The sequence below is a fragment of the Janthinobacterium sp. GW460-12-1-14-LB5 genome (assembly GCF_059423585.1).
Genome location: NZ_JBWKYD010000007.1, coordinates 78,772 through 104,083, shown reverse-complemented (window position 1 = coordinate 104,083; position 25,312 = coordinate 78,772). Strand labels below are relative to the sequence as shown.

Here is a 25,312-nt window from a genome sequence, read left to right as displayed (position 1 = left end):
CGCTCTCGCTATACTGTGGGATTGACGAGGAGAATTCATGCTGGAACTGTTGAGTGAACACGCCTGTTTTGGCGGCGTACAACGCTTTTATCGCCACGATGCGCAAGCCACCGGCTTGCCCATGCGTTTTTCGGCCTTCATCCCCGACACGGCGCCGGGCAGCGTGGTCACCACCAAACGCCCCGCCCTGTTTTTCCTGGCGGGCCTGACTTGCACGGAAGAAACCTTCATGATCAAGGGCGGCGCCCAGCGCGTGGCCGCCGAAGAAGGCCTGATCCTGATCGCCCCCGACACCAGCCCCCGTGGCGCCAACATCGCGGGCGAGACAGATGCCTGGGATTTCGGCGCGGGCGCCGGCTTTTACGTCGATGCCACCGAAGCGCCTTGGAGCGGCCACTACCGCATGTACAGCTACATCCTGGAATTGCGCGCCCTGCTGGAGCAGGAATTGGCCATCGACGCGCAGCGCACGGGCATTTTCGGCCACTCGATGGGCGGCCACGGCGCGCTGGTGCTGGCCTTGCGCAATCCTGAACTGTTCCGCTCCGTATCCGCCTTTGCCCCCATCGCCGCACCGAGCCAGTGCCCGTGGGGGAAAAAGGCGTTCACGGGCTACCTGGGCAGCAACGAAGCCAGCTGGCAGCAATACGACGCCAGCGCGCTGATGCGCGGCCTGCAGGGCCAGCCCTTACTATTTCCTAACGGCATCTTGATCGACCAGGGCCTGGCCGACAAGTTTTTACCGGAGCAACTGTACCCCGAGGTGTTCGAAGCGGCATGCCGCGACGCCGGCCAGCCCTTGCAACTGCGCCGCCATGCCGGCTATGACCACGGCTATTACTTTATCGCCAGCTTCATGGAAGAGCACGTGCGCTTCCATGCGCAAAATTTGCGCGCCGCCTGATCTGCAACGCTATTGCCCCGTGCTGGTATGCCCGTTGAAATGGCGCGTGTACCAGTCCGTTGCCAGCAAGGCCGCCTGGTGGCGCGTGTCGGGGCCGCCAGGCGCGGCGATCTGTTCCAGTTGCTTGTCGCAGCGCAAGGTGGCAAACGCCATGCGGTTCAGGCCGGCCACGTCGGGGTCGCGTCCGCCCACGATCAGCAACGAAGGCACGCGCACGTTTTCCAGCGCCGCCTTGCCTGCCATTTCCACCTGGCCATCGCAGACGGCCAGCGCGGCGATTTCCGCGCTGCGCCAGGCCGCAAGCTGCATCACGACGGCCGCGCTGGTGCCATAGCCATACAGGCCGCAGGGCAAGCGCCGCGTGGACGGGTCGACCTGCAGCCAGCCCAGGGCTTTTTCCAGCTGGCGCGCCAGCAGCACGATGTCGCTGCGCACGAAATACGCGTGGCCATTGCTGCCGCCGCCGGGCCCGACACCGCCCTGGTCGAAACGCAGGGTGGCGATGCCCGCTCGTAGAAAATCCTGGGAAGTGGCATGGCTGGAGGCGCCCAGATAGTCGCTGTCGGCGCCCGCGCCATGGGCGAACAGGACGATGCCCACCGGCCGCTCGGGCATTTCAAGCACGCCGTCCATTTGAAGTTCATCGGCCGTGATGCTGACAAATTGTTCTTGCATGGCTGCCTCCGCTATCGAGCTGAAATCAAGCTGAAGTCAAAATGTGCTGTTGCACAGATTTTGCGCTGATCTTGCCGGAACGGGCGTCGCCTGCGCGCCCTGAGCGGCAAGCCTCAGTGTACCAGCCTGCGTCCGTTCACGCGCGGCGCACGTCAAATTTGCCACGCGCCCGCATCAGACGGCGCCGTGCCGGTCCAGCCCCTTGAGCACGGCTTCCGGGCGGATCGGCAAATGCCGCACGCGCGAGGCCACGGCGGCAAAGATGGCGTTGCCAATGGCCGGCGCCACGGCCGTCGTGGGCGGCTCGCCCATGCCCGTCGCCGTTTGCGTACTGGCAACAAATTCGATGTCGAGCTCGGGTACGTCGGCCATGCGCAGCGGCGTGTAAGTGTTCAGGTTGGTATCCTTCACTTCGCCGTTGAGGAACGCCGTGCCTTCATGCAAGGCCATGCTCACGCCCCACAGGGCGCCCCCTTCCGCCTGCGCCAGCGCGCCATCGGGATCGACGATGCTGCCCGCGTCGATCACCATGAACAGCTTTTCGACTTTCACCATGCAAGTGCTGCGGTCAACTTTCACCCGGGCAACACAGGCCGTCCAGGTGGGCATATCGCGTTCCTGGCCGAACGTGGCGGCGATGCCCAGGCCCGTGTCGGGCGGCATGGCCGTGCCCCAGCCCGCCTTGTCCGCCACCCGCCGCAGCACGTGGGCCAGGCGCGCGGCGCCGCCGACGGCGTTCGGCGAACTGCCCGCATTGCGCCCCGTGGCCTGCAGCAAGGACAGGCGGAAGGCCAGCGGATCGACCTTGGCCGCCTGCGCCGCCTCGTCCATGAAACTTTCCACCGCCCAATTCGTCCAGCCCGGCCCCACGGAGCGCAGCCAGCCGGGGCGAAAACTGCTGTTGGCCAGGTCGTTCGACACGGCCCGCACGCGCTGGGCGCCCACCGCGTACCAGTGGTCGGCGCCGGCGATGGCGAACGGGTCGTACGGATGGCCCTGCTTATCCTTGGCCAGCAAGGCGGGAATCATCGCTTGCGTGGGCCAGCCCGCGCTGGCCTCGTGCACCATCGCCGACACCTTGCCGGCCTCGTCGAACGCCATGCGCACATGCTGCACGGATGGCGAACGGGGCGAATCGAAACGCGCATCGTCGGACCGCGTGCAGATCATCTTGACGGGACGCCCCACGGCTTGCGCCGCCAGCGCGGCCGGCACACAATAATCGCCATTCAGGCGCCGCCCGAAGCCGCCGCCGAGCAGATAGGTATGCAGCATCACCTTGTCCTGCTCCACCTTGAGCGCCTGCGCCAGCACGGGCAAGATCAACGATTGCCACTGGTTGCCCGCATGAATGTGCCAGACGCCGTCGATTTCCTGCGCCAGCGCATTCACGGGTTCGAGCTGGAAATGCAGCACGGTGCTGGTCGTGTAATGGCGTTCCAGTTGCAGGCTGGCATCCTTGAACGCTTGCTCCACGCCATCATCGTCGACCACGCGCGCGCCCAGGCTGGCGTCGGCCAGCTGCTTGCCCGCATAGTTGACGATATCCTGCTCCGACACGTGGGCCGCCGCGCCGGCCCGCCATTTCACCTGCACCAGGTCGGCCGCGCGCATGGCGGCCGCATACGTGTCGGCCACCACCATGACCCAGCCGGGCACCGTTCCGCTGGGGTCTTGCAGCGCCACCGAGCGCAAGTAGCCGTTCACTTTCTTTGCCGCCGAGTCGTCGATGGACACCACTTTCGAGCCGTAGCGCGTGGGCGGGATCTTCGGGCGCGCATACAGCATGCCGTCGACCTGCGCATCGATGCCGTACACGGCCGTGCCATCCGTTTTCGAAGGAATGTCCAGCGCTTGCACGTTCTGGCCGATCAGCCTGCGCTGCTGCGGCGTTTTCAGCACGATGGCCTTCAATTGCTCCGGCGTATAGCGGCGCGCCAGCTTGCCACGGCGCACGATGTCGCCATAGGCAATCGACCGGCCCCGCCCATGCACGACGCCGAGCCGGGCGTGGCAGGCGGACACGGGCACGCGCAGCAGGCGCGCGCCCTCCTCGATCAGCGCAAGGCGCCCGGCCGCGCCGGCACGGCTGAGCGGATCGAAATTCTGCCAGACGGACCAGCTGCCGCCCGTCACCATCACGCCCCATTTCGGGTCCGTGTCCACATAATGCAGGCGTACCTTGCTCCAGTCCGCTTCCAGCTCCTCGGCGACGATGCGCGCCAGGGCCGTGCCGATATGCTGGCCCATTTCCGCCTTGGCGATATTGACGGTGATCATGCCATCGACGCCAATCTCAAACCAGATGCTGGGATCGAACACGGGCGCGGCGAGCTTTGTCCGCTGCACGGGCGCCGCCTTGCCAGCGGCCAATGAGCTGTCGGCGCGCAAGAAAGCCAGGGTAAAACCCGTGCCGGCGGCGGCGATCAGGAAACCGCGCCGGCCCAGCGAGCTGGGGCGGGCGCCTGAATTTTCTTTCGGCAATTTAAACACGGGGCGCCTCCTGCATGCCGGCCGCCAGTTTAATTGCCTTGCGGATCCGTACATACGCCATGCAGCGGCACAGGTTGCCGCTCATGACGGCATCGATATTCGCATCCGTCGGCTGCGGATAGTCTTTCAACAAGGTGGCCGCCTGCATGATCTGGCCCGACTGGCAATAGCCGCACTGGGGCGCCTGCGTGGCGACCCAGGCCCGTTGCAGCGGGTGCGAACCATCGGGTGACAAGCCTTCGATGGTGGTGATGGCGCAACCGGTGACGGCGGCGATCGGCGTGATGCACGAGCGCATGGCGCGCCCATCGACGTGCACGGTGCAGGCGCCGCACATGCCGATGCCGCAGCCAAACTTCGTGCCTTTTAAGTGGGCTTCGTCGCGCAGCACCCACAGCAGCGGCGTGTCGGCGTCGGCCTCGGTGCCAAAGGGCTGGCCATTGACGGTAATGTTATACATGAGTGTTATACATAAGAAACTTTTAAGAATTACTTGCCGGCGCGCGTGCGCGCCACTACCGCTTCCAGGTTCGTCCAGGCCGGCTGGTGGCTGCGGCTGCGGCGCAGATAGGCAGCCAGCTGGGCCACGTCGTTGTCCGTCAGTGAGGCGGCAAAGCCAGGCATCAGCACGCCGGGCATGGCTTCATCCTTGCCGATGCCGTGCAATATCACCTGGATCAGGTTGGCGGGATCGGGCGCGCTGACGGCGCTGTTCAGGCTCAGCTCGGGACGCAGGGCCGCGGGTTTTCCATCGCTGTTCGAATGGCACGCCGCGCAGGCGGCCACGTACAGGCTGGCGCCACGGTCGTTGTCGACCAGGCTGACGCGCTGCGAACGGGCGATGCCGGCCTTGATCACGGCATCCGCATCCACCTTGCGCCCGTCAGCTCCGGCCACGCCGGCAAAATACGTGGCCAGCGCGCGGATATCGCTATCGGGCGAGGCGCCCATGCCTTCGTGCACGACGGCCGACATGGGCCCGGCCGCCACGCCGTGCAGGGCCGTCGCCCCCGTGCGCAAAAAGGCATACAGCTCGTCCTGCGTCCACGGCAAGGGCGCCGTGTTGGCGCTGGTCAAGGCTGGCGCGTACCAGTGGTCGATGGACGCGCCCAGATACGCCGCACCGGCAAGCTCGGCACCCAGCGCGTTGCGCGGCGTGTGGCAGGCGGCGCAATGGGCCAGGCCCTCGGCCAGGTAGCGGCCCCGGTTCCAGTCCAGCCCTTGCGCGGGATCAAGCTGAAAACTGGCCGGCTTGAAAAACAGCAGCTTCCAGCCCGCCTGTAGCGGCCGCAAATTCAGGGGGAAAGGCACGCCGTTGGCGGGCGCCACCGCATACACGGGCCGGCGCGTCATGAAGTAGGCGTACAGGGCCGTCAGGTCGGCGTCCGACACCAGGTTGAAATGGGTGTACGGAAAGACGGGATACAAATGGGCGCCATCGCGGCCCACGCCTTCGCGCATGGCCCGCTGGAAGGCGGCCGGCGACCAGCGGCCGATCCCCGTTTGCCGGTCCGGCGTGATGTTCGTCGCGTAAATCGTGCCGAACGGCGTGGCCAGCCCGTGGCCGCCCGCGTACTCGGCGCCGCCCTTGGCCGTGTGGCAGGCGGCGCAATTGCCCATGCCGGCCAGGATGCGGCCCCGCTCCACCAATTGCGGGGAAAAAGCCGTGGCGGCAGGCGGATCGATGGGCGCAAGCGCGGGGCGCCAGTAATACAGATACGCGGCCAGCGCGGCGGCGATGAGCAGCGCCAGCAGGAGCAGCAAGCCGGTGAAAATTTTCTTGAGCAAAACAGGAATCCGGTAAAAGGCCAGGTACGCGCCTGCCGCGCAGGGATGGCGGCGGCAGGCGATGGTGACAATCTTACCGCGATTGTGACTTGTTGTATGTACGCAATGACACGGAGGTCGTGCCGCAAGCGGGCTGCGCCTTATAATCAGCGTTTCAGCACGCCGCCGCTCTCTTCATGCATACCGTTACCATCATCCTCATTCTCGTGTTGACCGTCGTCCTGTGCGGCTTCATTGCCCGCTCGCGCTGGGTCAAGCTGCCGCTGCCCCTGATCCAGATCGCCGGCGGCACGGGTTTGGCCCTGTTTGGCGTGCAAGTGCCGCTCGATCCCGACATTTTCTTCCTGCTCTTCATTCCGCCGCTGCTGTTTCTCGATGGCTGGCGCATTCCCAAGGGCGCCTTCTTTTCCGACGCGCGCTCGATCCTGATGCTGGCCATCGGCCTGGTGCTGTTTACCGTGCTGGGCATGGGCTTTTTCATCGACTGGCTGATTCCCAGCGTGCCGCTGGCTGTGGCCTTCGCGCTCGGTGCCATCCTGTCGCCGACGGACCCCGTGGCCGTCTCGGCCATCGCGGCAGGCAACCCCATCCCGCCGCGCCTGATGCACATCCTCGAGGGCGAATCCCTGCTGAACGACGCTTCGGGCCTGGTCTGCTTCACGTTTGCCGTAGGCGCCATGATGACGGGCGGCTTTTCCATCGGCGCCGCCTCGCTGAGTTTCCTGCAGGAAGCAGGCGGCGGCATCGTCATCGGCCTGGCCATCTCGTGGGGCGTGGGGCTGGCAAATAAATGGCTGGTGAGCAAGGTGGGCGAAGAGCCGGGCCTGCAAATCCTGATCAGCATCCTGATCCCGTTCGCCGCCTACCTGGGCGCCGAGCAAATCCACGGTTCCGGCATCCTGGCCGCCGCCACGGCGGGCGTGTCCATGCATTACGCCGACCTGATCGGCCGCCCGCTGGCCGCCACGCGCACCCAGCGCAAGGCCGTGTGGGATACCGTGCAACTGGTCTTGAATGGCGTGATCTTCGTCATGCTGGGCGCGCAGCTGCCCGCCACCGTGGCCGGCTTGCCCGCCGCTTCCATGGAAGTGGGTGCCGGCAGCGCCTGGAAACTGCCCCTGTTCGTCATCGCCATCACGGTGGGGCTGACCTTCATGCGCTTCCTCTGGGTCTTCATCTCGATGAAGCTGACCCTGTTCAAGCACCACAAGAAAGTAGCGGGCGAGCCGAAGGACGCGGCGCTGCTGGCGCGCCCCAGCCTGCGATTGCTGCTGGTGGCCTCGTTCGCGGGCGTGCGCGGCGCGCTGACTCTGGCCGGCATCCTGACCTTGCCGTTGTTTTTGCCCGACGGCACGCGCTTTCCCGCGCGCGACCTCGTCATCTTCCTGGCCATGGGCGTGATCTTGCTGTCCCTGGTACTGGCCAGCGTTACCTTGCCCCTGCTGACCAAGGGCCTGGTGTTCGCGCCGCCCGCGCGCCGTTCGACGGAAGAGCGCAACGCGCGCGCCGCCGCCGCCGAAGCGGCCATCGCGCGGCTGGAAAAAGTCTGCGAAGGCATCGACAAAAATGACAAGCAGCAAGTCGTCACGGAGGCGGCCAACCGCCTGATCGAAGCCTACCGGCGCCGCCTCGCGTATGGCGAAAGCAGCAACGACGAGGCGATGCGGCTGCAGGAACTGGCCAAGGCCGAGCGCGCACTGCGCCTGGAAGCGCTCAATGCGGAACGCGATGAACTGTTCCGCCGCCGCATTTCGGGCGAACTGGACGACACCATCCATTTGCGCCTGCTGCGCGAAATCGACTTGCTGGAAGCGACACTGGAAGAATAGCAACACTCTGGCGCAGCAAAGCAGTGTTGATTAGCAATTCTCATGGCAAAGAATGCAAGTTTTCACATTCATGTTTATAATGCAAGGTTTATGGCGTGATGCCGTGATTTACTTTCAACATGGACTTCCGTACAGTCTGTGTTGTTGAGTAACTATTTGAATAGCCACCCCGACCTGCATAAAGACACCGACGCCGTGCCCTCCTCCTCCCGCCACCGGCAACGCCCCGCGCTGCCTGCCCTGCTCGCCTCCGTGCTGCTGGCCTCGCTGCTCGCCGGCACTGCGCTGGCGCCAGCCGCGGCGTGGGCGCAAGCGGGCGCGGCGGCCGACGCCAGGCGTCCCGCCGAAGTGGCCCAGGTCCTGTTCGGCATCATCAGCTATGTGCGCTGGCCCGTGGCGCGCCCGGAAGTGCGCGTCTGCATGCTCGGTACACCCCGCTACGGGGCGGCCATCGTCGACACGCCCGCGTCCAGCCTGGGCCAGCGCATCCGCGTGAAAACCCCGGCGGCGACCAGCGCGGCCAGCGAATGCGACGTCGCCTACCTGGGCAGCCTGCCCGAGGGCGAACGCGAGCATCTGCTGACGCAGATCATCGGCAAGCCGATCTTGTCGGTCGCCGAACCGGGCACATCCTGCACCGTGGGCACCATGTTTTGCCTGCGCCTCAACGAGGCGCAGATCGGTTTTGACGTCAACCTCGACGCCATCGCCCGCAGCGGCCTGCGCGTGCACCCGAACGCCTTGCAAATTGCACGTCGCAAGGGACCGCCGCCATGAGCCCCGGCATGCCCCCTAAGCTGGCGCGCAAGCCCCGCCCCACGCTCGACAGCGTGCTGCGGCGCGCCCACCTGAGCGTGTCGCTGATCGCCGTGCTGGCGGCCGGCCTGACCCTGACGGCCGTGGCGCTGCTGGCCCTGCGCGTGTATTCGGACCAGAACCTGCGCCTGGTGGCCCGTTCGATGAGCTACACGGTGGAAGGGGCCGTCGTCTTCGGCGACTCCATGGCCGCCAGGGAAGCGCTGGCCTTGATCGGCGTCAATGAAGACATCGACCAGGCCCAGGTCAACGACAAGAACGGCAAGGTGCTGGCCCGCTGGGAACGGGGCCAGCACAGCACGCGCTACTACATCGAACGGGCGCTGACGGGCTGGATGCTGCCCGATTCGCTGACCTTCCCCATCACGCGCAATGAGCAGGTCATCGGCAGCATCAAGCTGGTGCCGCACAGCCGCAGCCTGCTGCCCTTCCTGCTCAGCGGCCTGACCTGCCTGCTCGCTTGCCTGGTGCTGAGCCTGGCCGTCGCCGTGCGCCTGTCGCGCCGCATGGAAACGGAGATCACGTCGCCCCTGCGCCACCTGGCGGAAACGGCCCACCGCGTGCGGCGCGACCGTTCGTTCGAACTGCGGGTGCCGCCGGCCAACATCGCCGAACTGAACCAGATCAATGACGACTTCAATGCCCTGCTCGACGAACTGGAAGCGTGGCAAAGCCATCTGCAGAAGGAAAACGCCTCGCTGTCGCACCGCGCCAACCACGACAGCCTGACGGGCCTGTCGAACCGCGCCTTCATGGAGGCGGAGCTGGAACGCGCCATCCTCGAAGCGCGCATCGGCAACGGCAAGGTGGCCGTACTGTTCCTCGACAGCGACCGTTTCAAGTACATCAACGATACGTTTGGCCATGCCTCGGGCGACCGCGTGCTGGTGACGATCGCCGCGCGCATCAAGCAGCAATTGCGCGAAGGCGACCTGGTGGCGCGCCTGGGCGGCGACGAATTCGCCATCCTGCTCAAGCCGCTGCGCAACAGCAGCGACGCCATGCACATCGCCGACAATATCATCGCCGCCATGGCGCAAGCCATTGAACTGCCCACAGGCAATAGCATCGTCAGCTCGCTGACCATCGGCGTGGCCGTCTTCCCCGATCACGCCATCGACGCCGTGTCGCTGGTAGGCGCGGCGGACGAAGCCATGTACCGCGCCAAGCAGGCGCAGCGCGGCACGCGCCAGGTGGCGCGCCTGCCGCAACCCCACACTCACCCCTGAACCAAGGAGCAACACCATGCAATTTATCTACAAGCAATTACGTCTCGGCTTCCTCGGCCTCTTCTTCGTTGGCCTGCTGGCCGCCTGCCAGAGCACGCCAGCGACCAAACCGCTGTTCAATGCCGAGCAAGTCGCCACCCTGAAGGAGCAAGGCTTCAACCAGACGGACGAAGGCTGGGAGCTGAGCTTTACCGACAAGCTGCTGTTCGAATTCGACGCCGCCAAGCTGACGGCACCGAGCCGCAACGCCATCCAGAAAATCAGCGCCGCCCTGCTGAAAGTGGGCATTACCCACATGCGCGTGGAAGGCCATACGGATAACGAAGGCACGGAAGCGTACAACAACAAGCTGTCGCTGGCGCGCGCCAACGTGGTGGCCGACGCCATGAGCGCATCGGGCATTCCACGCGACAACATCAGCGTCAAGGGCCTGGGCATGAGCAAACCGGTGGCCTCGAACGCCAGCAAGACGGGCAAGGCGGAAAACCGCCGCGTCACCGTCATCGTTTCGGCGCCGTGAGCGTGGGCGAGCCCGTCCGCTGGGTCGTGATGGGCGTGTCCGGCTGCGGCAAGAGCGCCGTCGGCAGCCTGCTGGCCGACGCCTTGCACGTGCCCTGCGTGGAAGGCGACGACGTGCATTCCCCGGAAAACGTGGCCAAGATGGCGGCCGGCATCGCGCTCGACGATGCCGACCGGGCCGGCTGGCTGGCCGCCCTGCGCGACCGCATCGCCACGGCCCGCGCGCAGGGCAGCGGCCTGGTCGTCTCCTGCTCGGCCCTGAAGCGCGCCTACCGCGACGTGTTGCGCGCAGGCGACCCTGCCCTGCGCTTCGTCCACCTGGACGGTCCGCGCGCCGTGCTGGAGCGCCGCATGCAGCGCCCCGGCCATTTCATGCCGTCCAGCCTGCTCGACAGCCAGCTGGCCACCCTGCAGCCGCTGCAGGCGGACGAGGCCGGCATCGTGCTCGACATCCGCCAGCCGCTGGCCGTGCTGCTCGCACAGATCCTGCAAGCGCCCTGACGGTCAGCCGCGCGGCTGGACAGCCCGCGGCCCCCTGTGTAGACTGGCGCGCACTTTCATGAGGGATTTTTATGAGCACACCAACGACAAAACCAGCACCAGGCCCGGAATTCTGGGAGCGCGCCGACCAGGTCATCGCCCTGGCCAATGAGCAATGCATGCACAGTGGCGGCAATGAGGTGGCCACCTCGCTGCTGTACGCGGCCGCCCGCTTCAACGCCTTCCTCGTCGCCAGCAAGAGCAATGACGTGGCCAAGATGCAGGCAGAGAAGGAAGGCGCCGTGGCGTTCTTCACGGAACAGTACAAGCGCATGCTGACCGATAACTTCAACGACTACATCACCAACTTCGACAAGTACACGCAACCGTCGTCGGCCCCCAAGGGTTGATGTCCGCAGCCAGCCTGGACGGCCACCGCGCCCGCGCCACGCACGCGGGTAGCGTGCTGGACGGCGCGGTGCGCTATGCGCCGCTGCCCTCGCTGTGGCTGACGGCCATGCTGGCCGGCGCCGTGACCGGCGTCCTGTGCTTCTTCAGCTGGACCGGCCTGCTGCTGTTTGCGGCCGGCACGGCCATCGTCCTGCTGTTCGGCCATTCGCTGGGCAGCCACCGCAAACTGATCCACGACAGCTTTCAATGTCCGCCATGGCTGGAATACCTGCTCGTCTACCTGGGCGTGCTGGTGGGACTCAGCGGCCCGCTGGGTCTGCTGCGCCAGCACGAACTGCGCGACTATGCCCAGCGCCTGCCCGCTTGCCATCCCTATTTGCGCCACGGCGCCGGTTTCTGGCGTGATGCCTGGTGGCAATTGTTCTGCCGCCTCGAGCTCGACCACCCGCCGCACATCGCCATCGAGCCGCGCATCGCGCACGACCGCTTTTACTGTTTCCTGGAAAGAACCTGGATGCTGCAGCAATTGCCGTGGGCCATGCTGTGCTTCGCCTGGGGCGGCTGGGGTCTGGTTTGCTGGGGCGTGTGCGCCAGGGTCAGCGCCGGCGTGCTCGGCCACTGGCTGATCGGCTACTTCGCCCACAACCATGGCCAAATGCACTTCCATGTCGACGGCGCCGCCGTACAAGGGAGAAATATCCGCCTGACGTCGCTGCTGACCATGGGCGAATGCTGGCATAACAATCACCACGCGTATCCGGGTTCAGCCAGGCTGGGCCTGCTGCCGGGCGAATGGGACCCGGGCTGGTGGATGCTGCTGCTGTTGCGCCGCCTGGGATTGGTATCCGCCTTGCGCCTGCCGGACGACCTGGCACCGCGGCCGGAACTGCGCCGCCTCGATCATGCCGACAATCAGGCGTCGTCGCCACCGGCCAGGTAATTGTTCTTCACGCGCACATAATGCTCGGCCGAATAGCGCAGGTAGGCGATCTCGGCATCCGTCAGTGCGCGCACCTTGGCGGCCGGGCGGCCCACGTACAGGTGGCCGCTTTCCAGCACCTTGCCCGGCGACACCAGGCTGCCCGCGCCCAGCATCACGTGCTTTTCCACCACCACGTCATCCATGACGATGCTGCCCATGCCGATCAGGCATTCATCGCCAATCGTGCAGCCGTGCAAGATCACGGAATGGCCGATGGTCACATACTTGCCGATGGTCAACGGTGAACCGTCGGGCTTGGCCGCATTCTTGTGCGACACATGGCCCATGGAAAAGTCCTGGATATTGCTGCCCTCGCCGATGACGATGCGGTTGACGTCGCCGCGCAGCACGCTGTTGCACCAGATGGAGCAATCGTCGCCGATCTGCACGTCGCCGATCACTTGCGCCGTGTCATGCAGGTAGACGCGTTCGCCCAGCACGGGGCGGGTATTCAGGTAAGAACTTACAGGCATTGTCTTCTCGTTTCTTTGATATTAAACAACAGGTTTCACACCCAGCCAGCCGCCAGCGCAAAAATCGCCAAGCCATGCGCCAGCGATGCGCCCAGCAAGCCGGCACGGCAATATACCAGCCCCGCCACCACGCCCTCGATCACGGTGAAGACGACGATGGGCGCGCCCACCTGCGTGACGGTGGTGGCGAGGAAGGCGTGGCACAGGCCAAACAGCAGGCCCGACACCAGCGCCGCGCGCCAGGCCGGCAGCCAGGCGCGCAATTGCTGCTGCAGCAAGCCGCGAAACAGCAATTCCTCATAACAGTTGGCCGCCAGCGCAAAACCCAGCAGCAAGGGCAGCGCGGATGGGGCGACGGGCGGCAAGGATGGCAAGTTAAACAGGGCTTTCAAGCCCGTTGCCAGCGCGATGATCATACACGCGCCCCCCACGCCCAGCAGCAGGGACAGGATCGGCCGCGTGCCCAGCCAGCGGATCTGGCGGCGCGCCTCGCTTTCCAGCCAGCACGTACTTGCCACCAGCCCCAGCGACATGGCGCCCAGCGCCAGCAAGACCGGGGCCGGCGCCGTGAAGCGCAAGCCGCCCGCCGCCACTTGCCAGTAGCCGTGCGCCGTCATCGCATCGCGCGCCAGCACGAAAAATAAAATGTGCACGAGCACGCGCAGCAGCGGCACAGTGCGTGGCGCAGTACGGGGAATGGCCAGCAGCAAGGCGGCGCAGACGAGGAAGGCGGGCGTGATCGCCAGCAGGTACTGCGCCAGGGAAGTCAGGTCGGCCATCGCTCACATCGGGAAAAGGACGGTGCCAACGGGCACGGGCGCAGCAATTGTATGCGGCGGCTGGCAAAACGGGCAACCTGTCTTGCTATGCCGCCTTGCGCCAGCCATGCATCAGCCCATGCGCCGCCAGTCCCGCCGCCAATCCCCACAAGGCGCCGCCCACGCCCAGCAGGGTGACGTTCGCCGCCGTGGCAAGAAACGTGATCAGGGCAGTCTCGCGCATGCGCACGTCCGCCATCGCCTGCGCCAGGCTGTTGCCGATTGCGCCCAGCAAGGCCAGACCCGCCAGCGCCGTAATAAAACTGCGCGGCAAGACCATGAACAGGCTGGCCAGTGTCACGCCGAAGATGCCCACGAGGATGTACAGCACGCCGCACGCCAGCCCCGCCACATAGCGCTTCGACGGGTCCGCATGCGCATCCTTGCCCGTGCAGATGGCGGCCGTGATGGCGGCTACGTTGAAGGCGTGCGCGCCGAACGGCGCCATGAGCAGCGAACCGAGTCCCGTCATCGTCAAAATGGGATTGGCGCTGACCTGGTAACCGTCATTGCGCAGCACCAGCATGCCGGGCATGTATTGCCCCGTCAGCGTGATCAGGAACAGGGGCAGCGCCACGCCCAGCAGCGACGCCACGGAAAAGCGCGGCATCTCGAACACGGGCGCGGCCAGGGCCAGTGCTATGCCGTGCGCATAGATGCGTCCCTGCACCAGCAGCAGGGCCAGGCCGATCAGCATGATGCCCACCACGGCAAAGCGTGCCGTGAAACGGCGCAGCACGGCGTACGACAGCAGTAATACGACGACCAGCACGGGGTCGGCGCTGGCGCCGCCGAACGCATTCACGCCAAACTGCAGTAGGATACCGGCCAGCAAGCCGGCGGCGATGCCGCCTGGAATCAGCCGCACCAGGCGCTCGAAGGCGCCGGACATGCCCAGCAGAATGAAGGCGATGGCGGACACGATATAGGCGCCGATCACCTCGGCATACGGCGTGTGCGGCATGACGGTGGCCAGGAAGGCCACGCCGGGCGTGGACCAGGCCGTGATGATGGGCGCGCGGTAGCGGTAGCTGAGCCAGATGCCCGTCACGCCCACGCCGATGCTCAGCGACCAGACCCAGGACGCCGTCTGCGCGGCGCTCAGCTGGGCCAGCTGGGCCGCCTGGAACACCAGCACGAAGGTGCCGCCATAGTTGACGAGGACGGAAATGAAGGCTGCCATGATGGGGGAAGCCAGGTCGCGCCGGCGCGCCCGGCCGGCCATCGCGGTGGTGGTGGTTGATGTCATGTGTATGCCCCTGGCAATGAAAGGGAGCAGTGTAATGGCCGCATGGACTGTTCAGACAGGCCAATTTCCTCACATATAACAGACCACTTGCGCAATCACCCCAGGGCGCGGGCCAGGCGGACGATGCCGCTGTCGATCTCGTGCGGCGTGAGCGCCGCAAAGCCCAGCAGCCAGCCGCCCCGCACCGGCGGCGTCGCATACAGCCGGCTCAGGCCCGGCAGCACGATGCCCGCCTGGGCCGCCAGGCGCAGCGTTTCCAGCTCTGCCCTGCCCTCGTGCAGCAGGCATGGCAGTTGCAAGCCGCCCGGCGGCAGCTGCGCCGTGACGACGTGCGGCAAATGCCGCTGCACGGCCTGCGCCATCGCGTCGCGGCGCACGGCGTAGACCTTGCGCATGGCGCGCACATGGGCCGCGAAATGGCCGTCGGCGATGAAACGGGCCAAGGTCAGCTGATCCAGTTGCGGCGTGTGGCCATCGAGGATGCTGCGCGCATAGGTCATCGGTGTCACCAGCACGGGCGGCAGCACCATGTAGCCGATGCGCAGTCCCGGATACAGCGACTTGGCGAAGGTGCCCAGGTAAATCGTGCGCTGCCGCGTGTCTAGCCCCTGCACGCACGCCGTCGGCAAGCCCGCGTAGTGAAACTGGCTGTCGTAATCGTCTTCGATGATCCAGCCCTGGCGCTCGGCCGCCCAAGCAACCAGCTCCAGGCGACGTCCGAGTGCCAGGGTGGCGCCCGTCGGGTATTGATGCGACGGCGTGACGTAGATCGTGTTGGCCCCGCTGCGGTCCGCGCGCAGGTGGTCGATGGACAAGCCATCGGCATCGACAGGCACGGGCACGACCCGCAATTGCGCCATCTCGAAAGCCTTGCGGGCGCCGAAATAGCCGGGGTCTTCCATCAGGATGGGGCCGTGCGCGTCGGCCAGCACCTGCGCGCACAGGTACAGGGCCTGGCGCGTGCTGCTCAGCACCAGCACCTGGCCGGCCGTGGCCCGCGCGCCCCGCTCCAGATTCACATAGTCGGCGATGGCCTGGCGCAGCGGCTCGGCCCCTTGCGGGTCGCCGTGCAGCAGCACATGGTGTTCGCCGGCGGCCTGGCGCCGCAAGCGCTCCCAGACGTCGACGGGGAAGGCCCGCGTTTCCGGCAAGCCCGTGGCGAAAGCCTTCACGCTTTGCTGGTCGGCCACGCCGCCGCTGGCGAGGATCTGCGCGCCGCGCGCGCTGAGCGCCACCGGCTGCTGGGACAAGGGCTGCAGCGTCGTCGCGGGCTTGCCCAGCAAGCTCGCGCCTATCGTCGGCGACACAAAACTGCCCGATCCCGCCTGCCGCCGCACATAGCCATCGAGGCGCAGCTGCGCATACGCCATTTCCACCGTCTCGCGCGACACGCCCAGCGATTGCGCCAGCGCGCGCGTGGCCGGCAGGCGCAGGCCGGGCGCCAGCACGCCGTCGAGTATCATCTGGCGCAGCGCGCGCTGCACGCGCACACGCAAGTCGAGCGCCGCCAGTCCGGGAGCGGCGAGGCGGATTTTCAGGGTGTCGAGTTCGAACTGCGGCGTCATGGCGCCTTCGGCGCGGCGCGGACAGCATCCACGGCCGCCATGCTGCTGGCCAGCGAAAAACCGTGCTGCTGCAGCACCGCCACCAGCTGTTCGCCGGCGCAGCCCAGGCGCAGGTTTTCCGCCACCCAGTCCAGCCATTCGCGACTGATGTCCGGCATCGGCTCATCGTCCAAGGCGAGACCGAGTATGCAGCTGGCCAGTAAACCATTGATGCGCTTCGTGTCGATCAGGTGCTGCACCACCGCGTGGCCCGACTGGGGGAACGGATGCAGGGTACAGCGGCCAAATGGCGCCAGGCGCTGCGCGTGCATGGCGTCGAGGTTGACCGATTCGCTGGCGCTGGCGCCTCCTCCCCCGTTGACCGCGTCCGGCCGCGTGCCGAACAGCAGGTGCAGCTGCGTCTTATCCGTCGCCCTGGCGCGGCACAGGGCCGCCAGGTCGTAATATCCCGAGGCTGGCGGATCCTGCGCCAGCGATTCCATCACGGGCAGCCAGCGCAGCTCGTGGTACAAACGCGCCTGCTGCACGTCCAGAAAAGACAAGGGTCCGAAGGCGACGATCTGCTGCGTATCGAGCAGCACGCCATACATGACGGCCGCATACGCGCCCATGGACTGGCCCAGGGTGGTGACCTGGCTCGGTGCGATGCGGCGCACGAGGTCGCGCAAGGCTTGCGCCGTCTCATCCACGTGGCTGCCCAGGCCCGCGATGCGGCGGTGATACCAGGCATTGCCCGAATCGCGCACGAGTATCTTGTTCAGATACTGGCCGCTGGCCTGCTCCAGCTTTTTCAGGCGCCCGTAGAAATCGAAGGCGGGGCGCGTCGTCCACGAAACGAAGCCGAAGGCGATGACCAGCGGCGCGCCAGGCACGATGCGGTCGACCAGCACGTCGTCGGCAGTGGTGGCGACCAGTCGATTATCCAGCGCTTGCGCTTGCAGCATCGGCCCCGCTCCCCGATCAAGGTTGAAACAGCAGAAAGCATGAGTTTAATGCCAGAACTGGCAAAATAGCAACATTCGCCGCTGCGGTACGCGGGCGGGCACGAAAAAACTGCTAGTCTGGCGGCTATTCGCCTTGACACTGGAGTTCACCATGCTGCATCGCCTGACGCATCGTTTCAAATACCTGTCCCTCGCCGCCGCCATCGCCATGGCCGGAGGCTGCGCCACCACGCCCGACAGCGCCAGGCAGGACACGGGGCTGACGCCCACGTACAGCCTGACGAATACCTACTGGAAGCTGACGGAACTCGATGGCGCTCCCGTGACGATGGCACCCGAGCAGGAGCGCGAAGTGCGCATCACCCTCACCGACGATGGCAAGGTTCATGGTTTTACGGGCTGCAACCGCGTCGTGGGCGGCTACACGCTAGCCGGCACGGCCCTGCGCTTCACGCAGCTGGCCGGCACGCGCATGGCCTGCCCGCCGCCCCTGATGCAGCTGGAAAGCGCCGTGCTGGCCAATTTGAACAGCGTGACGGGCTACCGCTTCGAAGGCGAGGTACTGATCCTGCTCAAGGATGGCGCGCCCGTGGCCCGCTTTGAATCGGTCTATCTGTGAAATAAAAACCGGCTGCCGTTACAATGGCTTCCAGCCCATCATCTGGAAGGAAGCCATGTCCGCACTGCCCTCGCCGTCGTCATCCCCAACGCCATCGGCCGCCGGCCGCTACCGGGCTTTTCTTTTTGATATGGACGGCACCGTCATCAATTCCATCGCCGCCGCCGAACGCATCTGGGGTACGTGGGCGCAGCGCCAGGGCCTCGACGTGGCGGCATTCCTGCCCACCATCCACGGCGCGCGCTCGGTCGACACCATCGCCAGGCTGCGACTGCCCGGCGTCGATGCGCAGCACGAGTCGCAGGGCATCACGGATGCGGAAATCATCGATGTGGAAGGGATTATTGAAATCGCGGGCGCGCTGCGCTTTCTGCAGTCGCTGCCGCCCGCGCAATGGGCCATCGTCACCTCGGCGCCGCGCGCGCTGGCCACGGCGCGCCTGAAGGCGGCCGGCATGCCGATACCGGCCATCATGGTCACGGCGGAAGACGTCAAGGCCGGTAAACCAAAACCCGATTGCTACCTGCTGGCGGCGGAAAAACTGGGCGTGGCGCCCGTCGATTGTCTGGTGTTCGAGGATGCCTCGGTGGGCATCGAGGCGGGCGAGGCGGCCGGCGCGAAAGTCATGGTGGTCACCGCCACGCATGCGCACCCGCTGGCCACGCGCCACCCGGCCATCGCCAGCTACGAGAACATCGTGGCGACCGTCGATGGCGACGGCTTTATTGTCCTGGCCGAGACGGTTGCAGCACCCGCGACAAGATAGCCTGCTCGAGCGCGGCGAAGGCCGCGGTGCCGCGCTGACGGGGGCGCGGCAAGTCCACCCGCACGTCCAGGGCGATCTGCCCCTCCTCGATCAGCAGCACCCGGTCGGCCAGGGCCACGGCTTCGGCCACGTCGTGCGTCACCAGCACGGCCGTAAAGCCCCGCGCCAGCCACAGCGACTCGATCAGCTGCTGCATCTCGATGCGCGTCAAGGCGTCGAGCGCGCCCAATGGTTCGTCCAGCAGCAGCAACTGCGGCTCGTGCACGAGGGCGCGCGCCAGCGCCACGCGCTGCTTTTGCCCGCCCGACAGGGCCGACGGCCAGTCGTCCGCCCGCTCGGCCAGGCCCACGGTCCACAGCGAGGCGGCCGCCGCGCCGACGGAACGGGGCAAGCCCAGGGCCACGTTGTCGAGCACCGTCTTCCACGGCAGCAGCCGCGATTCCTGGAACATGATGCGGATGTCGGGTGCGCCCACACCGCTGCCGATGGCGACCCTGCCTTCATCGATGCTTTCCAGCCCCGCGATCGCGCGCAGCAAGGTGCTCTTGCCGCAGCCGCTGCGTCCCACGATGGCGACAAATTCGCCCGCCTCCAGCTGCAGGTCGACGTTTTTCAGCACGGGGCGGCTGGTGTAGGATTTGCTCAGGTTTGCCAGTTCCAGGGGAACGCCACGCCGCTGCAAGGGGGCGGACGGCGCCGCCTTCGCCTGCGGCGGCGCGCTGGACGGGTCGTACTGCACGAAATGCGACAAAAAGTCCGTTTCGATCTGGATGGGGGCGAGCAGCATGGTGTCCTCTTCAATCATTAGCGGTAGGCGGGATTCCAGCGCAGGCAGTGGCGTTCCAGCCGGCGCGAGAACCAATCGGCCAGCTTGCCCAGCAAGGCGTACAGCAAAATCCCCACCAGCACCACGTCCGTCTGCAAAAATTCGCGCGCATTCATGGTCATGTAGCCGATGCCGGCCTGCGCCGAGATGGTTTCGGCGACGATCAGCAGCACCCACACGAGGCCCAGCGAAAAGCGCACGCCGACCAGGATAGACGGCATGGCGGCCGGCAGGATCACGTCGCGGTACAAAGGCCAGCCCGACAGGCCATAGCTTTTCGCCATTTCAATGAGGCCCTGGTCGGCCGAGCGGATGCCGTGGAAGGTATTCAGGTAGACGGGAAAGAACACGCCGACGGCCAGCAAGAACAGTTTCGCCGTCTCGTCGATGCCGAACCACAGAATCACCAGCGGGATCAGGGCCAGCGCAGGGATGTTGCGCACCATTTGCAATGTCGTGTCGAGCAGGGTTTCCGCGTGGCGGAAGCTGCCCGTCAATAACCCCAGCAGCAAGCCCAGTCCCGCGCCGACGGCAAAACCGACCGTCGCGCGCCACAAGCTCGTTTTCAGGTGCAGCCACAGCTCTCCCGATGCGGCCAGGTGCCAGAAGGCTTTCGCCACGGCCCACGGCTCGGGCAGAATGCGGCTCGACAGCCAGCCCCACTGGGCGGCCAGCTGCCAGGCCAGCAGCAGCGCCACGGGCAAGGCCCACGGCGCCAGCGCATGACGCCAGGGCGTGCCGGACAGCCTCTTGACGGCGGCCGCCGCCATCTCAGGCCGCCTTTTTCTGCGGCGCGGCCGGCACGATATTGCTGGCCATGACTTCGCCGAAAGGGCCGCTCAAGGACTGCTCGCCCAAGGCCTTGCCCTTGCCCAGCAGCGGAAATACCAGTTCGGCGAAGCGGTACGACTCTTCCAGGTGCGGGTAACCGGAGAAAATGAAGGTGTCGATGCCCAGGTCCGCGTATTCCTGCATGCGCGCCACCACGGTCGGGCCGTCGCCGACCAGGGCCGTGCCCGCGCCGCCGCGCACCAGGCCCACGCCGGCCCAGAGATTCGGCGATACTTCGAGCTTGTCGCGCCGCCCGCCGTGCAGGGCAGCCATGCGTTGCTGGCCCACGGAATCCATCTTGCCGAACGCCGCCTGCGCCTTGGCGATGATGTCGTCGTCCAGGTGGCTGATCAGTTCATCGGCCGCGCGCCAGGCCGCCTCGTTGGTTTCGCGCACGATCACGTGCAATCGGATGCCAAACCGGACTGTGCGGCCTTTTTTTGCCGCGCGCGCGCGGATGTCGGCGATTTTCTCGGCGACGGCGGCCGGCGGCTCGCCCCACGTCAGGTAGACGTCCATCTGCTCGGCCGCCAGTTCGTGCGCCGGTTCCGACGAACCGCCGAAATACAGCGGCGGATACGGTTTCTGCACGGGCGGATACAGGGTTTTTGCGCCCTTCACCTGGATATGCTTGCCCTCGAAGTCGTAGCCGGCCGCGCCGCCCTCGCCCGCCAGCGTGGCGCGCCACACCTTGATGAATTCATCGGAAATTTCATAGCGCTTGGCGTGGTCGGCAAACAGGCCGTCCGCTTCCAGCTCGCCCTGGTCGCCGCCCGTGACGACGTTGATCAAGAGGCGTCCGTTCGACAGGCGGTCGAAGGTGGACGCCATGCGCACGGCCAGGCCGGGCGTGGACAGGCCGGGGCGCACGGCCACCAGGAATTTGAGCTTTTGCGTCACGCTGATCAAGGACGAGGCCACCACCCACGCGTCTTCGCAGGAGCGGCCCGTCGGCAGCAGCACGCCGTCGTAGCCGAGCGTATCGGCGGCCACGGCCACCTGGCGCAAATAATCGGCATCGACGGGGCGCGCGCCCTGCGACGTGCCCAGGTAGCGGCTGTCGCCGTGGGTGGGAATAAACCAGAAGACATTCAATGACATGACGTTTCTTTCTTTCGTTATTTGGAGCTGGCAGCCAGCTGGCGCGCCGGCAGCAGCGCGTCCTTGACGACGATCGGTTTCGGGATCAGCTTCAGGCTGGAAAAGGCATCGGCCACCCTTTGCTGCGAGGCGATGACGTCGGGCGACACGGGTTTGACGCCGTAGGCATAGCGCGAGGCGGCCAGCGCCACGACTTCCTTGCCCAGCCCCGTCTGTGCCGACAAAATCGTCGCCACCTCGTCCGGATTGTTGCGGCCCCAGTCATCGACCTTGGCCACTTCATCGAGCACGATGCGCAGGATTTCGGGATTTTTTTCCGCATACGTGCGCGAGGCCAGGTAGAACTGGTAATTCGCCACCAGGCCCTTGCCATCGGCCAGCACGCGGGCGCCCAGCTGCTTTTCAGCGGCCGCCAGGAACGGGTCCCAGATGGCCCACGCGTCCACGCTGCCCCGTTCAAAGGCGGCGCGCGCATCGGCCGGCGGCAGGAAGACGGGCTGGATGTCGGCGTACGCGACGCCTGCCTTTTCCAGCGCTTTTAATAGCAGGTAATGCACGTTCGAGCCCTTGTTCAGGGCGATTTTCTTGCCCTTCAAGTCGGCCAGGGTGCGCAGGCCCGAACCCTTGGGCACGACGATGGCTTCGCTGGCGGGCGACGCCGGTTCATTGCCGACATACACCAGGTTGGCGCCGGCCGCCTGCGCAAAGATCGGCGGCGCCTCGCCCACGGTGCCGAAATCGATGCTGCCCACGTTGAGGCCTTCCAGCAGCACGGGGCCGGCCGGAAATTCCGTCCATTTCACGCCCACGCCCTGCTCGGCCAGGCGTTTTTCCAGGGTGCCGCGCCCTTTGAGCAAGGTCAATGTGCCGTATTTCTGGTAGCCAATACGTACCTGCACCTGGACTTCCCCCTTGGCCTGCGCCTGCGCCGCGACCGGCATGCCGGCCGCCATCACGCCGGCGGCGGCGGCAAACAGCAGGCCCAGGGTGGTACGGCGCGAGAGTCGTTGTGCGTGGCGGTGTGTCATGGCAGTTCCTTGGTCGGTGAATAATCAGGCGGCTTGATAGTGGCGCGCGTAGGGCTGGTCTTGCAGCGAACGCACGGGTACCGAAATACCGGCGGGCACGGGCGGGCGCTGTCCCTGCAGCACGAACAGGCCGCTGGACAGTTCCTCGATACCGGCCTGCACGCGTTCGGCAATCGGCGCGTCCAGACTCAAGCCCCGCTCTTCGTGCCACGCCAGCTGCTGGGCATTGGCATAGATGCTGGTGAAGACCTGCTTGGCGCCCAGCGCATGCAGTACGGGACGCAGCGCATAGTCGAGCGCCAGGGTGTGGGCATGGCCGCCGCCCGTGGCCAGCGGCAGCACCAGTTTGCCGGCCAGGCCATCTTGCGGCAGCAGGTCGAGGAAGGCTTTCAGCAATCCTGTATACGACGCCTTGTAGATGGGCGTGGCGATCACGATGGCGTCGGCATCGGCCACGGCGCGCACGGCGCGGGAGATCGCCGCGTCGTCGTAGTCGGCCTGCAGCAGGGCGCGCGCCGGCAGGTCGCGCACATGCAGCTGGGCGTAGCTGTGGCCCTGCAGCGCCAGCTGTTCGCCGATATGCAGCAGCAGGCGGCTGGAACTCGATGGGAGTTGCGGGCTACCGCCCAATAACAAGATGCTCATGTGATGCCCGTCCCTGTACGTAATGATTTGATTTGGCTACTTGGATGCTTGCAGCCTATCGCCATCAGGAGCGCGTTAGAACGAATGCTTTCGCGCTTCGATATGCGTTTTTTGACTATCCGGGCCTGACGCCCCGCACGCCATGGCGCCGGCAGCCGCGCGGCTTTTTTTCGCATATCCATGCGCGGTTTTCTTCGTGTACGGCGCACGCGGAGCGGTGCAATATCGGCCTCATCGTCTTTCTGGAATGTCACTCATGTCTAGCGTTTTTCTCCATGCCGCCCGTCCCCAGCCGCCTGTGCCGGAACCCCTGCGGGACGCCATCAGCATCGCCACGTCGCTGGCCGCGCGCCTGGCCGAAACGGCCAATGCCCGCGACCAGGCGGGCGGCCATGCGGCGCAGGAACGCGAATGGCTGCGTGAATCGGGTTTGCTGACCCTGTCGATCCCGGTGGAATTCGGCGGTCAGGGCGCGTCGTGGCCCCTCGTGTACCAGGTGATCCGCATCCTGGCCCGCGCCGACAGCGCGCTGGCGCACGTCTTCGGCTTCCACCATCTGCAGCTGGCCGGCCTGCAGCTGTATGGCAGCGCGCAGCAGCAGCGCCGCCTGCTCACCTTGACCGTCGACGAGCGCCTGTTCTGGGGCAATGCCCTCAACCCCCTCGACAAGCGGGTCACGGCGACCGACAGCGGCGACGGCTATCTCCTCGACGGCATCAAGAGCTTTGCTTCCGGCTCCGTCGGTTCCGACTGGCTGACCGTCTCCGCCTGGCACGCGCCCACGCAGACAGCGCTGATCGCCGCCCTGCCCACGCGCCAGGACGGCGTGAGCGTGCAGGCGGATTGGGACGCCTTCGGCCAGCGCCAGACAGATAGCGGCAACGTGCATTTTCAACAAGTTCATCTGCCGCATGAGCTGGTGCTGCAGGCGCCCGCGCAGGCCGCCACGCCGCAAGCCACGGTGCGCTCGCAGATCGCGCAGCTGATCATGGCGAATTTATACCTGGGCATCGCCGAAGGCGCGTTCGAGGCGGCGCGCCAGTACACGGACGAACAGGCGAAAGCCTGGTTTGCCTCGGGCGTGGGCAAGGCAACGGACGACCCTCTGGTACAACACCGCTATGGCCAGCTGTGGCTCTTGCTGCGCCCCGCGCAAGTACTGGTCGACGCGGCGGCGCAGGAACTGGAAAAGGTCTTCCGCAAGGGCGCGCTGGTGACGGCGCGCGAACGGGGCTTGCTGGCCGTGGCCGTGGCCGAAGCCAAATGCCTGGCGCACAAGGCGGGCGTGGAAATCAGCAGCCAGATGTTCGAGCTGACGGGCGCCCGTTCCACCTCGGCCCAATATGGCTTCGACCGCTACTGGCGCAACGTACGCGTGCATACCCTGCACGACCCCATCGACTACAAGCTGCGCGACCTGGGACGCTTTGCCTTGACCGGCACGGTGCCCGAGCCGACGGCATATTCATAATTCACTCACCAAGGAGCCACCATGACCATCGCCCGCCGCAGCATCCTCCTCAGCGCCCTGACCCTGGCCTTGACGGCCAGCTTCGCCCACGCCAAGGACCCGAAAGACATCACCATCGGCACCAGCGCCGGGCCGTACGCGGACCAGATCAAGCTGGGCATCAAGCCCATCCTGGAAAAACAGGGCTACAAGGTCAAGCTGGTGGAATTCAACGACTACATCCAGCCGAACTTCGCGCTGGCCGAGGGTTCGCTGGACGCCAACGTGTTCCAGCACATCGTCTACCTGAAGAAATTCGCGCTGGAGCACAAGCTGGCCCTGACGGATCTGATCACGATACCCACGGCGCCGATCGCCATCTACAGCAAGAAGCACAAGACGCTGGACGACGTGAAGGAAGGCACGACGGTGGGCTTGCCGAACGACCCGACCAACCAGGCGCGCGCGCTGGTGCTGCTCGACCAGCTGGGCTGGATCAAGCTGCGCGCCAGCTTCGACCCCGTGCGCGCGTCGGAAAAGGATATCGCCGTCAATACGAAGAAAATCAAGCTGCTGCCGCTGGAAGCGGCGCAGCTGCCACGCTCGCTGGGCGACACCGATTACTCATTCATCAACGGCAATTACGCGCTGGCGTCGGGGCTGAAACTGACGGAGGCGCTGGTGGCAGAGAAAATCTCGCCCAACTACGTCAACCTGGTGGCCATCCGCGCGGCGGACAAGGACAAGCAGTTCGCCAAGGACCTGGCCGCCGCCTACCGCTCGCGCGAATTCCTCGACATCACCAATAAACACTTTGCCGGCTATTCGAAACCCGATTACCAGCAAGCCTTGCAGACGGCGGCCAAATAAG

26 protein-coding genes are annotated in these 25,312 nt (G+C 65.9%); 12 read left to right on the top strand and 14 right to left on the bottom strand.

Features of this window, described 5'->3' with window-relative positions:
• Nucleotides 1–37 precede the first annotated feature (37 nt).
• Nucleotides 38–904, top strand: a complete 867-nt coding sequence (fghA, locus tag AC07X6_RS09050; protein ID WP_494790734.1) for an S-formylglutathione hydrolase — start codon at nt 38–40, stop codon at nt 902–904.
• A 9-nt stretch (nt 905–913) separates the two neighbouring features.
• On the opposite strand, the gene AC07X6_RS09045 is transcribed toward fghA, so the two are convergent.
• The 4 genes from AC07X6_RS09045 to AC07X6_RS09030 all read right to left on the bottom strand — a co-directional run bounded on the left by AC07X6_RS09045 (nt 914) and on the right by AC07X6_RS09030 (nt 5,860).
• Nucleotides 914–1,579, bottom strand: a complete 666-nt coding sequence (locus AC07X6_RS09045; RefSeq protein ID WP_230540861.1) for a dienelactone hydrolase family protein — start codon at nt 1,577–1,579, stop codon at nt 914–916.
• 174 nt (nt 1,580–1,753) lie between these two features.
• The gene (locus AC07X6_RS09040; RefSeq protein WP_494790733.1) at nt 1,754–4,072 is read right to left on the bottom strand and encodes a xanthine dehydrogenase family protein molybdopterin-binding subunit; all 2,319 of its coding nucleotides are present in this window, start codon (nt 4,070–4,072) and stop codon (nt 1,754–1,756) included.
• Entirely contained in the window at nt 4,065–4,532 is a 468-nt protein-coding gene (locus AC07X6_RS09035) for a (2Fe-2S)-binding protein (protein ID WP_494790732.1), read from the bottom strand. The genes AC07X6_RS09040 and AC07X6_RS09035 overlap by 8 nt, the downstream gene beginning before the upstream one ends.
• A gap of 29 nt (nt 4,533–4,561) precedes the next feature.
• Nucleotides 4,562–5,860, bottom strand: coding sequence for a cytochrome c (locus AC07X6_RS09030; protein WP_494790731.1), 1,299 nt, complete (start codon nt 5,858–5,860; stop codon nt 4,562–4,564).
• 176 nt (nt 5,861–6,036) lie between these two features.
• On the opposite strand from AC07X6_RS09030, the gene AC07X6_RS09025 reads away from it, so the two are divergent.
• The 7 genes from AC07X6_RS09025 (at nt 6,037) to AC07X6_RS08995 (ending at nt 12,084) form a co-directional block, all read left to right on the top strand.
• Nucleotides 6,037–7,689 carry a Na+/H+ antiporter gene (locus AC07X6_RS09025; protein ID WP_230540865.1) on the top strand — a complete coding sequence of 551 codons (1,653 nt, stop codon included), beginning with the start codon at nt 6,037–6,039 and terminating at the stop codon, nt 7,687–7,689.
• Between the two features lie 195 nt (nt 7,690–7,884).
• The gene (gene yfiR / locus AC07X6_RS09020; protein WP_494790730.1) at nt 7,885–8,466 is read left to right on the top strand and encodes a regulatory sequestration protein YfiR; all 582 of its coding nucleotides are present in this window, start codon (nt 7,885–7,887) and stop codon (nt 8,464–8,466) included.
• 8 nt (nt 8,467–8,474) lie between these two features.
• A complete protein-coding gene (dgcN, locus tag AC07X6_RS09015; RefSeq protein ID WP_230540867.1) occupies nt 8,475–9,734 on the top strand; it encodes a diguanylate cyclase DgcN/YfiN in 1,260 nt (419 codons plus the stop codon).
• A gap of 16 nt (nt 9,735–9,750) precedes the next feature.
• Nucleotides 9,751–10,254, top strand: coding sequence for an outer membrane lipoprotein YfiB (gene yfiB, locus AC07X6_RS09010; protein WP_230540868.1), 504 nt, complete (start codon nt 9,751–9,753; stop codon nt 10,252–10,254).
• A gap of 29 nt (nt 10,255–10,283) precedes the next feature.
• A complete protein-coding gene (locus tag AC07X6_RS09005; protein WP_494790827.1) occupies nt 10,284–10,754 on the top strand; it encodes a gluconokinase in 471 nt (156 codons plus the stop codon).
• A gap of 71 nt (nt 10,755–10,825) precedes the next feature.
• Complete coding sequence (locus AC07X6_RS09000) at nt 10,826–11,143, top strand: DUF3144 domain-containing protein (protein ID WP_092712778.1); 318 nt, start codon at nt 10,826–10,828, stop codon at nt 11,141–11,143.
• Nucleotides 11,143–12,084, top strand: coding sequence for an acyl-CoA desaturase (locus AC07X6_RS08995; RefSeq protein ID WP_494790729.1), 942 nt, complete (start codon nt 11,143–11,145; stop codon nt 12,082–12,084). Before AC07X6_RS09000 ends, AC07X6_RS08995 begins: the two co-directional genes overlap by 1 nt.
• Here AC07X6_RS08995 and AC07X6_RS08990 read toward each other — a convergent pair.
• The 5 genes from AC07X6_RS08990 to AC07X6_RS08970 form a co-directional block, all read right to left on the bottom strand.
• Entirely contained in the window at nt 12,057–12,599 is a 543-nt protein-coding gene (locus tag AC07X6_RS08990) for a gamma carbonic anhydrase family protein (protein WP_494790728.1), read from the bottom strand. The two genes, AC07X6_RS08995 and AC07X6_RS08990, sit on opposite strands and share 28 nt — an antisense overlap.
• Before the next feature lie 35 nt (nt 12,600–12,634).
• The gene (locus AC07X6_RS08985; protein ID WP_494790727.1) at nt 12,635–13,378 is read right to left on the bottom strand and encodes a CPBP family intramembrane glutamic endopeptidase; all 744 of its coding nucleotides are present in this window, start codon (nt 13,376–13,378) and stop codon (nt 12,635–12,637) included.
• 85 nt (nt 13,379–13,463) lie between these two features.
• A complete protein-coding gene (locus tag AC07X6_RS08980; RefSeq protein ID WP_494790726.1) occupies nt 13,464–14,666 on the bottom strand; it encodes a benzoate/H(+) symporter BenE family transporter in 1,203 nt (400 codons plus the stop codon).
• 95 nt (nt 14,667–14,761) lie between these two features.
• The gene (gene pdxR / locus AC07X6_RS08975) at nt 14,762–16,231 is read right to left on the bottom strand and encodes a MocR-like pyridoxine biosynthesis transcription factor PdxR (protein WP_494790725.1); all 1,470 of its coding nucleotides are present in this window, start codon (nt 16,229–16,231) and stop codon (nt 14,762–14,764) included.
• Nucleotides 16,228–17,175 (bottom strand): hypothetical protein, encoded by a 948-nt coding sequence (locus tag AC07X6_RS08970; protein WP_494790724.1) that lies wholly within the window; start codon nt 17,173–17,175, stop codon nt 16,228–16,230. Before AC07X6_RS08970 ends, pdxR begins: the two co-directional genes overlap by 4 nt.
• Nucleotides 17,176–17,326: 151 nt before the next feature.
• On the opposite strand from AC07X6_RS08970, the gene AC07X6_RS08965 reads away from it, so the two are divergent.
• Nucleotides 17,327–17,794 carry an META domain-containing protein gene (locus AC07X6_RS08965; protein ID WP_494790723.1) on the top strand — a complete coding sequence of 156 codons (468 nt, stop codon included), beginning with the start codon at nt 17,327–17,329 and terminating at the stop codon, nt 17,792–17,794.
• A gap of 55 nt (nt 17,795–17,849) precedes the next feature.
• Complete coding sequence (locus AC07X6_RS08960) at nt 17,850–18,560, top strand: HAD-IA family hydrolase (protein WP_494790722.1); 711 nt, start codon at nt 17,850–17,852, stop codon at nt 18,558–18,560.
• On the opposite strand, the gene AC07X6_RS08955 is transcribed toward AC07X6_RS08960, so the two are convergent.
• The 5 genes from AC07X6_RS08955 to ssuE are packed head-to-tail and all read right to left on the bottom strand — an operon-like array spanning nt 18,517 to nt 22,991.
• The gene (locus tag AC07X6_RS08955; RefSeq protein WP_494790721.1) at nt 18,517–19,347 is read right to left on the bottom strand and encodes an ATP-binding cassette domain-containing protein; all 831 of its coding nucleotides are present in this window, start codon (nt 19,345–19,347) and stop codon (nt 18,517–18,519) included. The two genes, AC07X6_RS08960 and AC07X6_RS08955, sit on opposite strands and share 44 nt — an antisense overlap.
• Before the next feature lie 17 nt (nt 19,348–19,364).
• A complete protein-coding gene (gene ssuC / locus AC07X6_RS08950; protein ID WP_494790720.1) occupies nt 19,365–20,156 on the bottom strand; it encodes an aliphatic sulfonate ABC transporter permease SsuC in 792 nt (263 codons plus the stop codon).
• A gap of 1 nt (nt 20,157) precedes the next feature.
• Nucleotides 20,158–21,318 carry an FMNH2-dependent alkanesulfonate monooxygenase gene (gene ssuD / locus AC07X6_RS08945; RefSeq protein WP_494790719.1) on the bottom strand — a complete coding sequence of 387 codons (1,161 nt, stop codon included), beginning with the start codon at nt 21,316–21,318 and terminating at the stop codon, nt 20,158–20,160.
• A 17-nt stretch (nt 21,319–21,335) separates the two neighbouring features.
• The gene (locus AC07X6_RS08940) at nt 21,336–22,346 is read right to left on the bottom strand and encodes a sulfonate ABC transporter substrate-binding protein (RefSeq protein ID WP_494790718.1); all 1,011 of its coding nucleotides are present in this window, start codon (nt 22,344–22,346) and stop codon (nt 21,336–21,338) included.
• A 24-nt stretch (nt 22,347–22,370) separates the two neighbouring features.
• On the bottom strand, nt 22,371–22,991 hold the full coding sequence (gene ssuE / locus AC07X6_RS08935) for an NADPH-dependent FMN reductase (protein ID WP_494790717.1): 621 nt from the start codon (nt 22,989–22,991) through the stop codon (nt 22,371–22,373).
• Between the two features lie 256 nt (nt 22,992–23,247).
• On the opposite strand from ssuE, the gene AC07X6_RS08930 reads away from it, so the two are divergent.
• Both AC07X6_RS08930 and AC07X6_RS08925 read left to right on the top strand, forming a co-directional pair.
• A complete protein-coding gene (locus AC07X6_RS08930) occupies nt 23,248–24,462 on the top strand; it encodes an acyl-CoA dehydrogenase family protein (protein ID WP_494790716.1) in 1,215 nt (404 codons plus the stop codon).
• A gap of 21 nt (nt 24,463–24,483) precedes the next feature.
• A complete protein-coding gene (locus AC07X6_RS08925) occupies nt 24,484–25,311 on the top strand; it encodes a MetQ/NlpA family ABC transporter substrate-binding protein (RefSeq protein ID WP_494790715.1) in 828 nt (275 codons plus the stop codon).
• Nucleotide 25,312 lies beyond the last annotated feature (1 nt).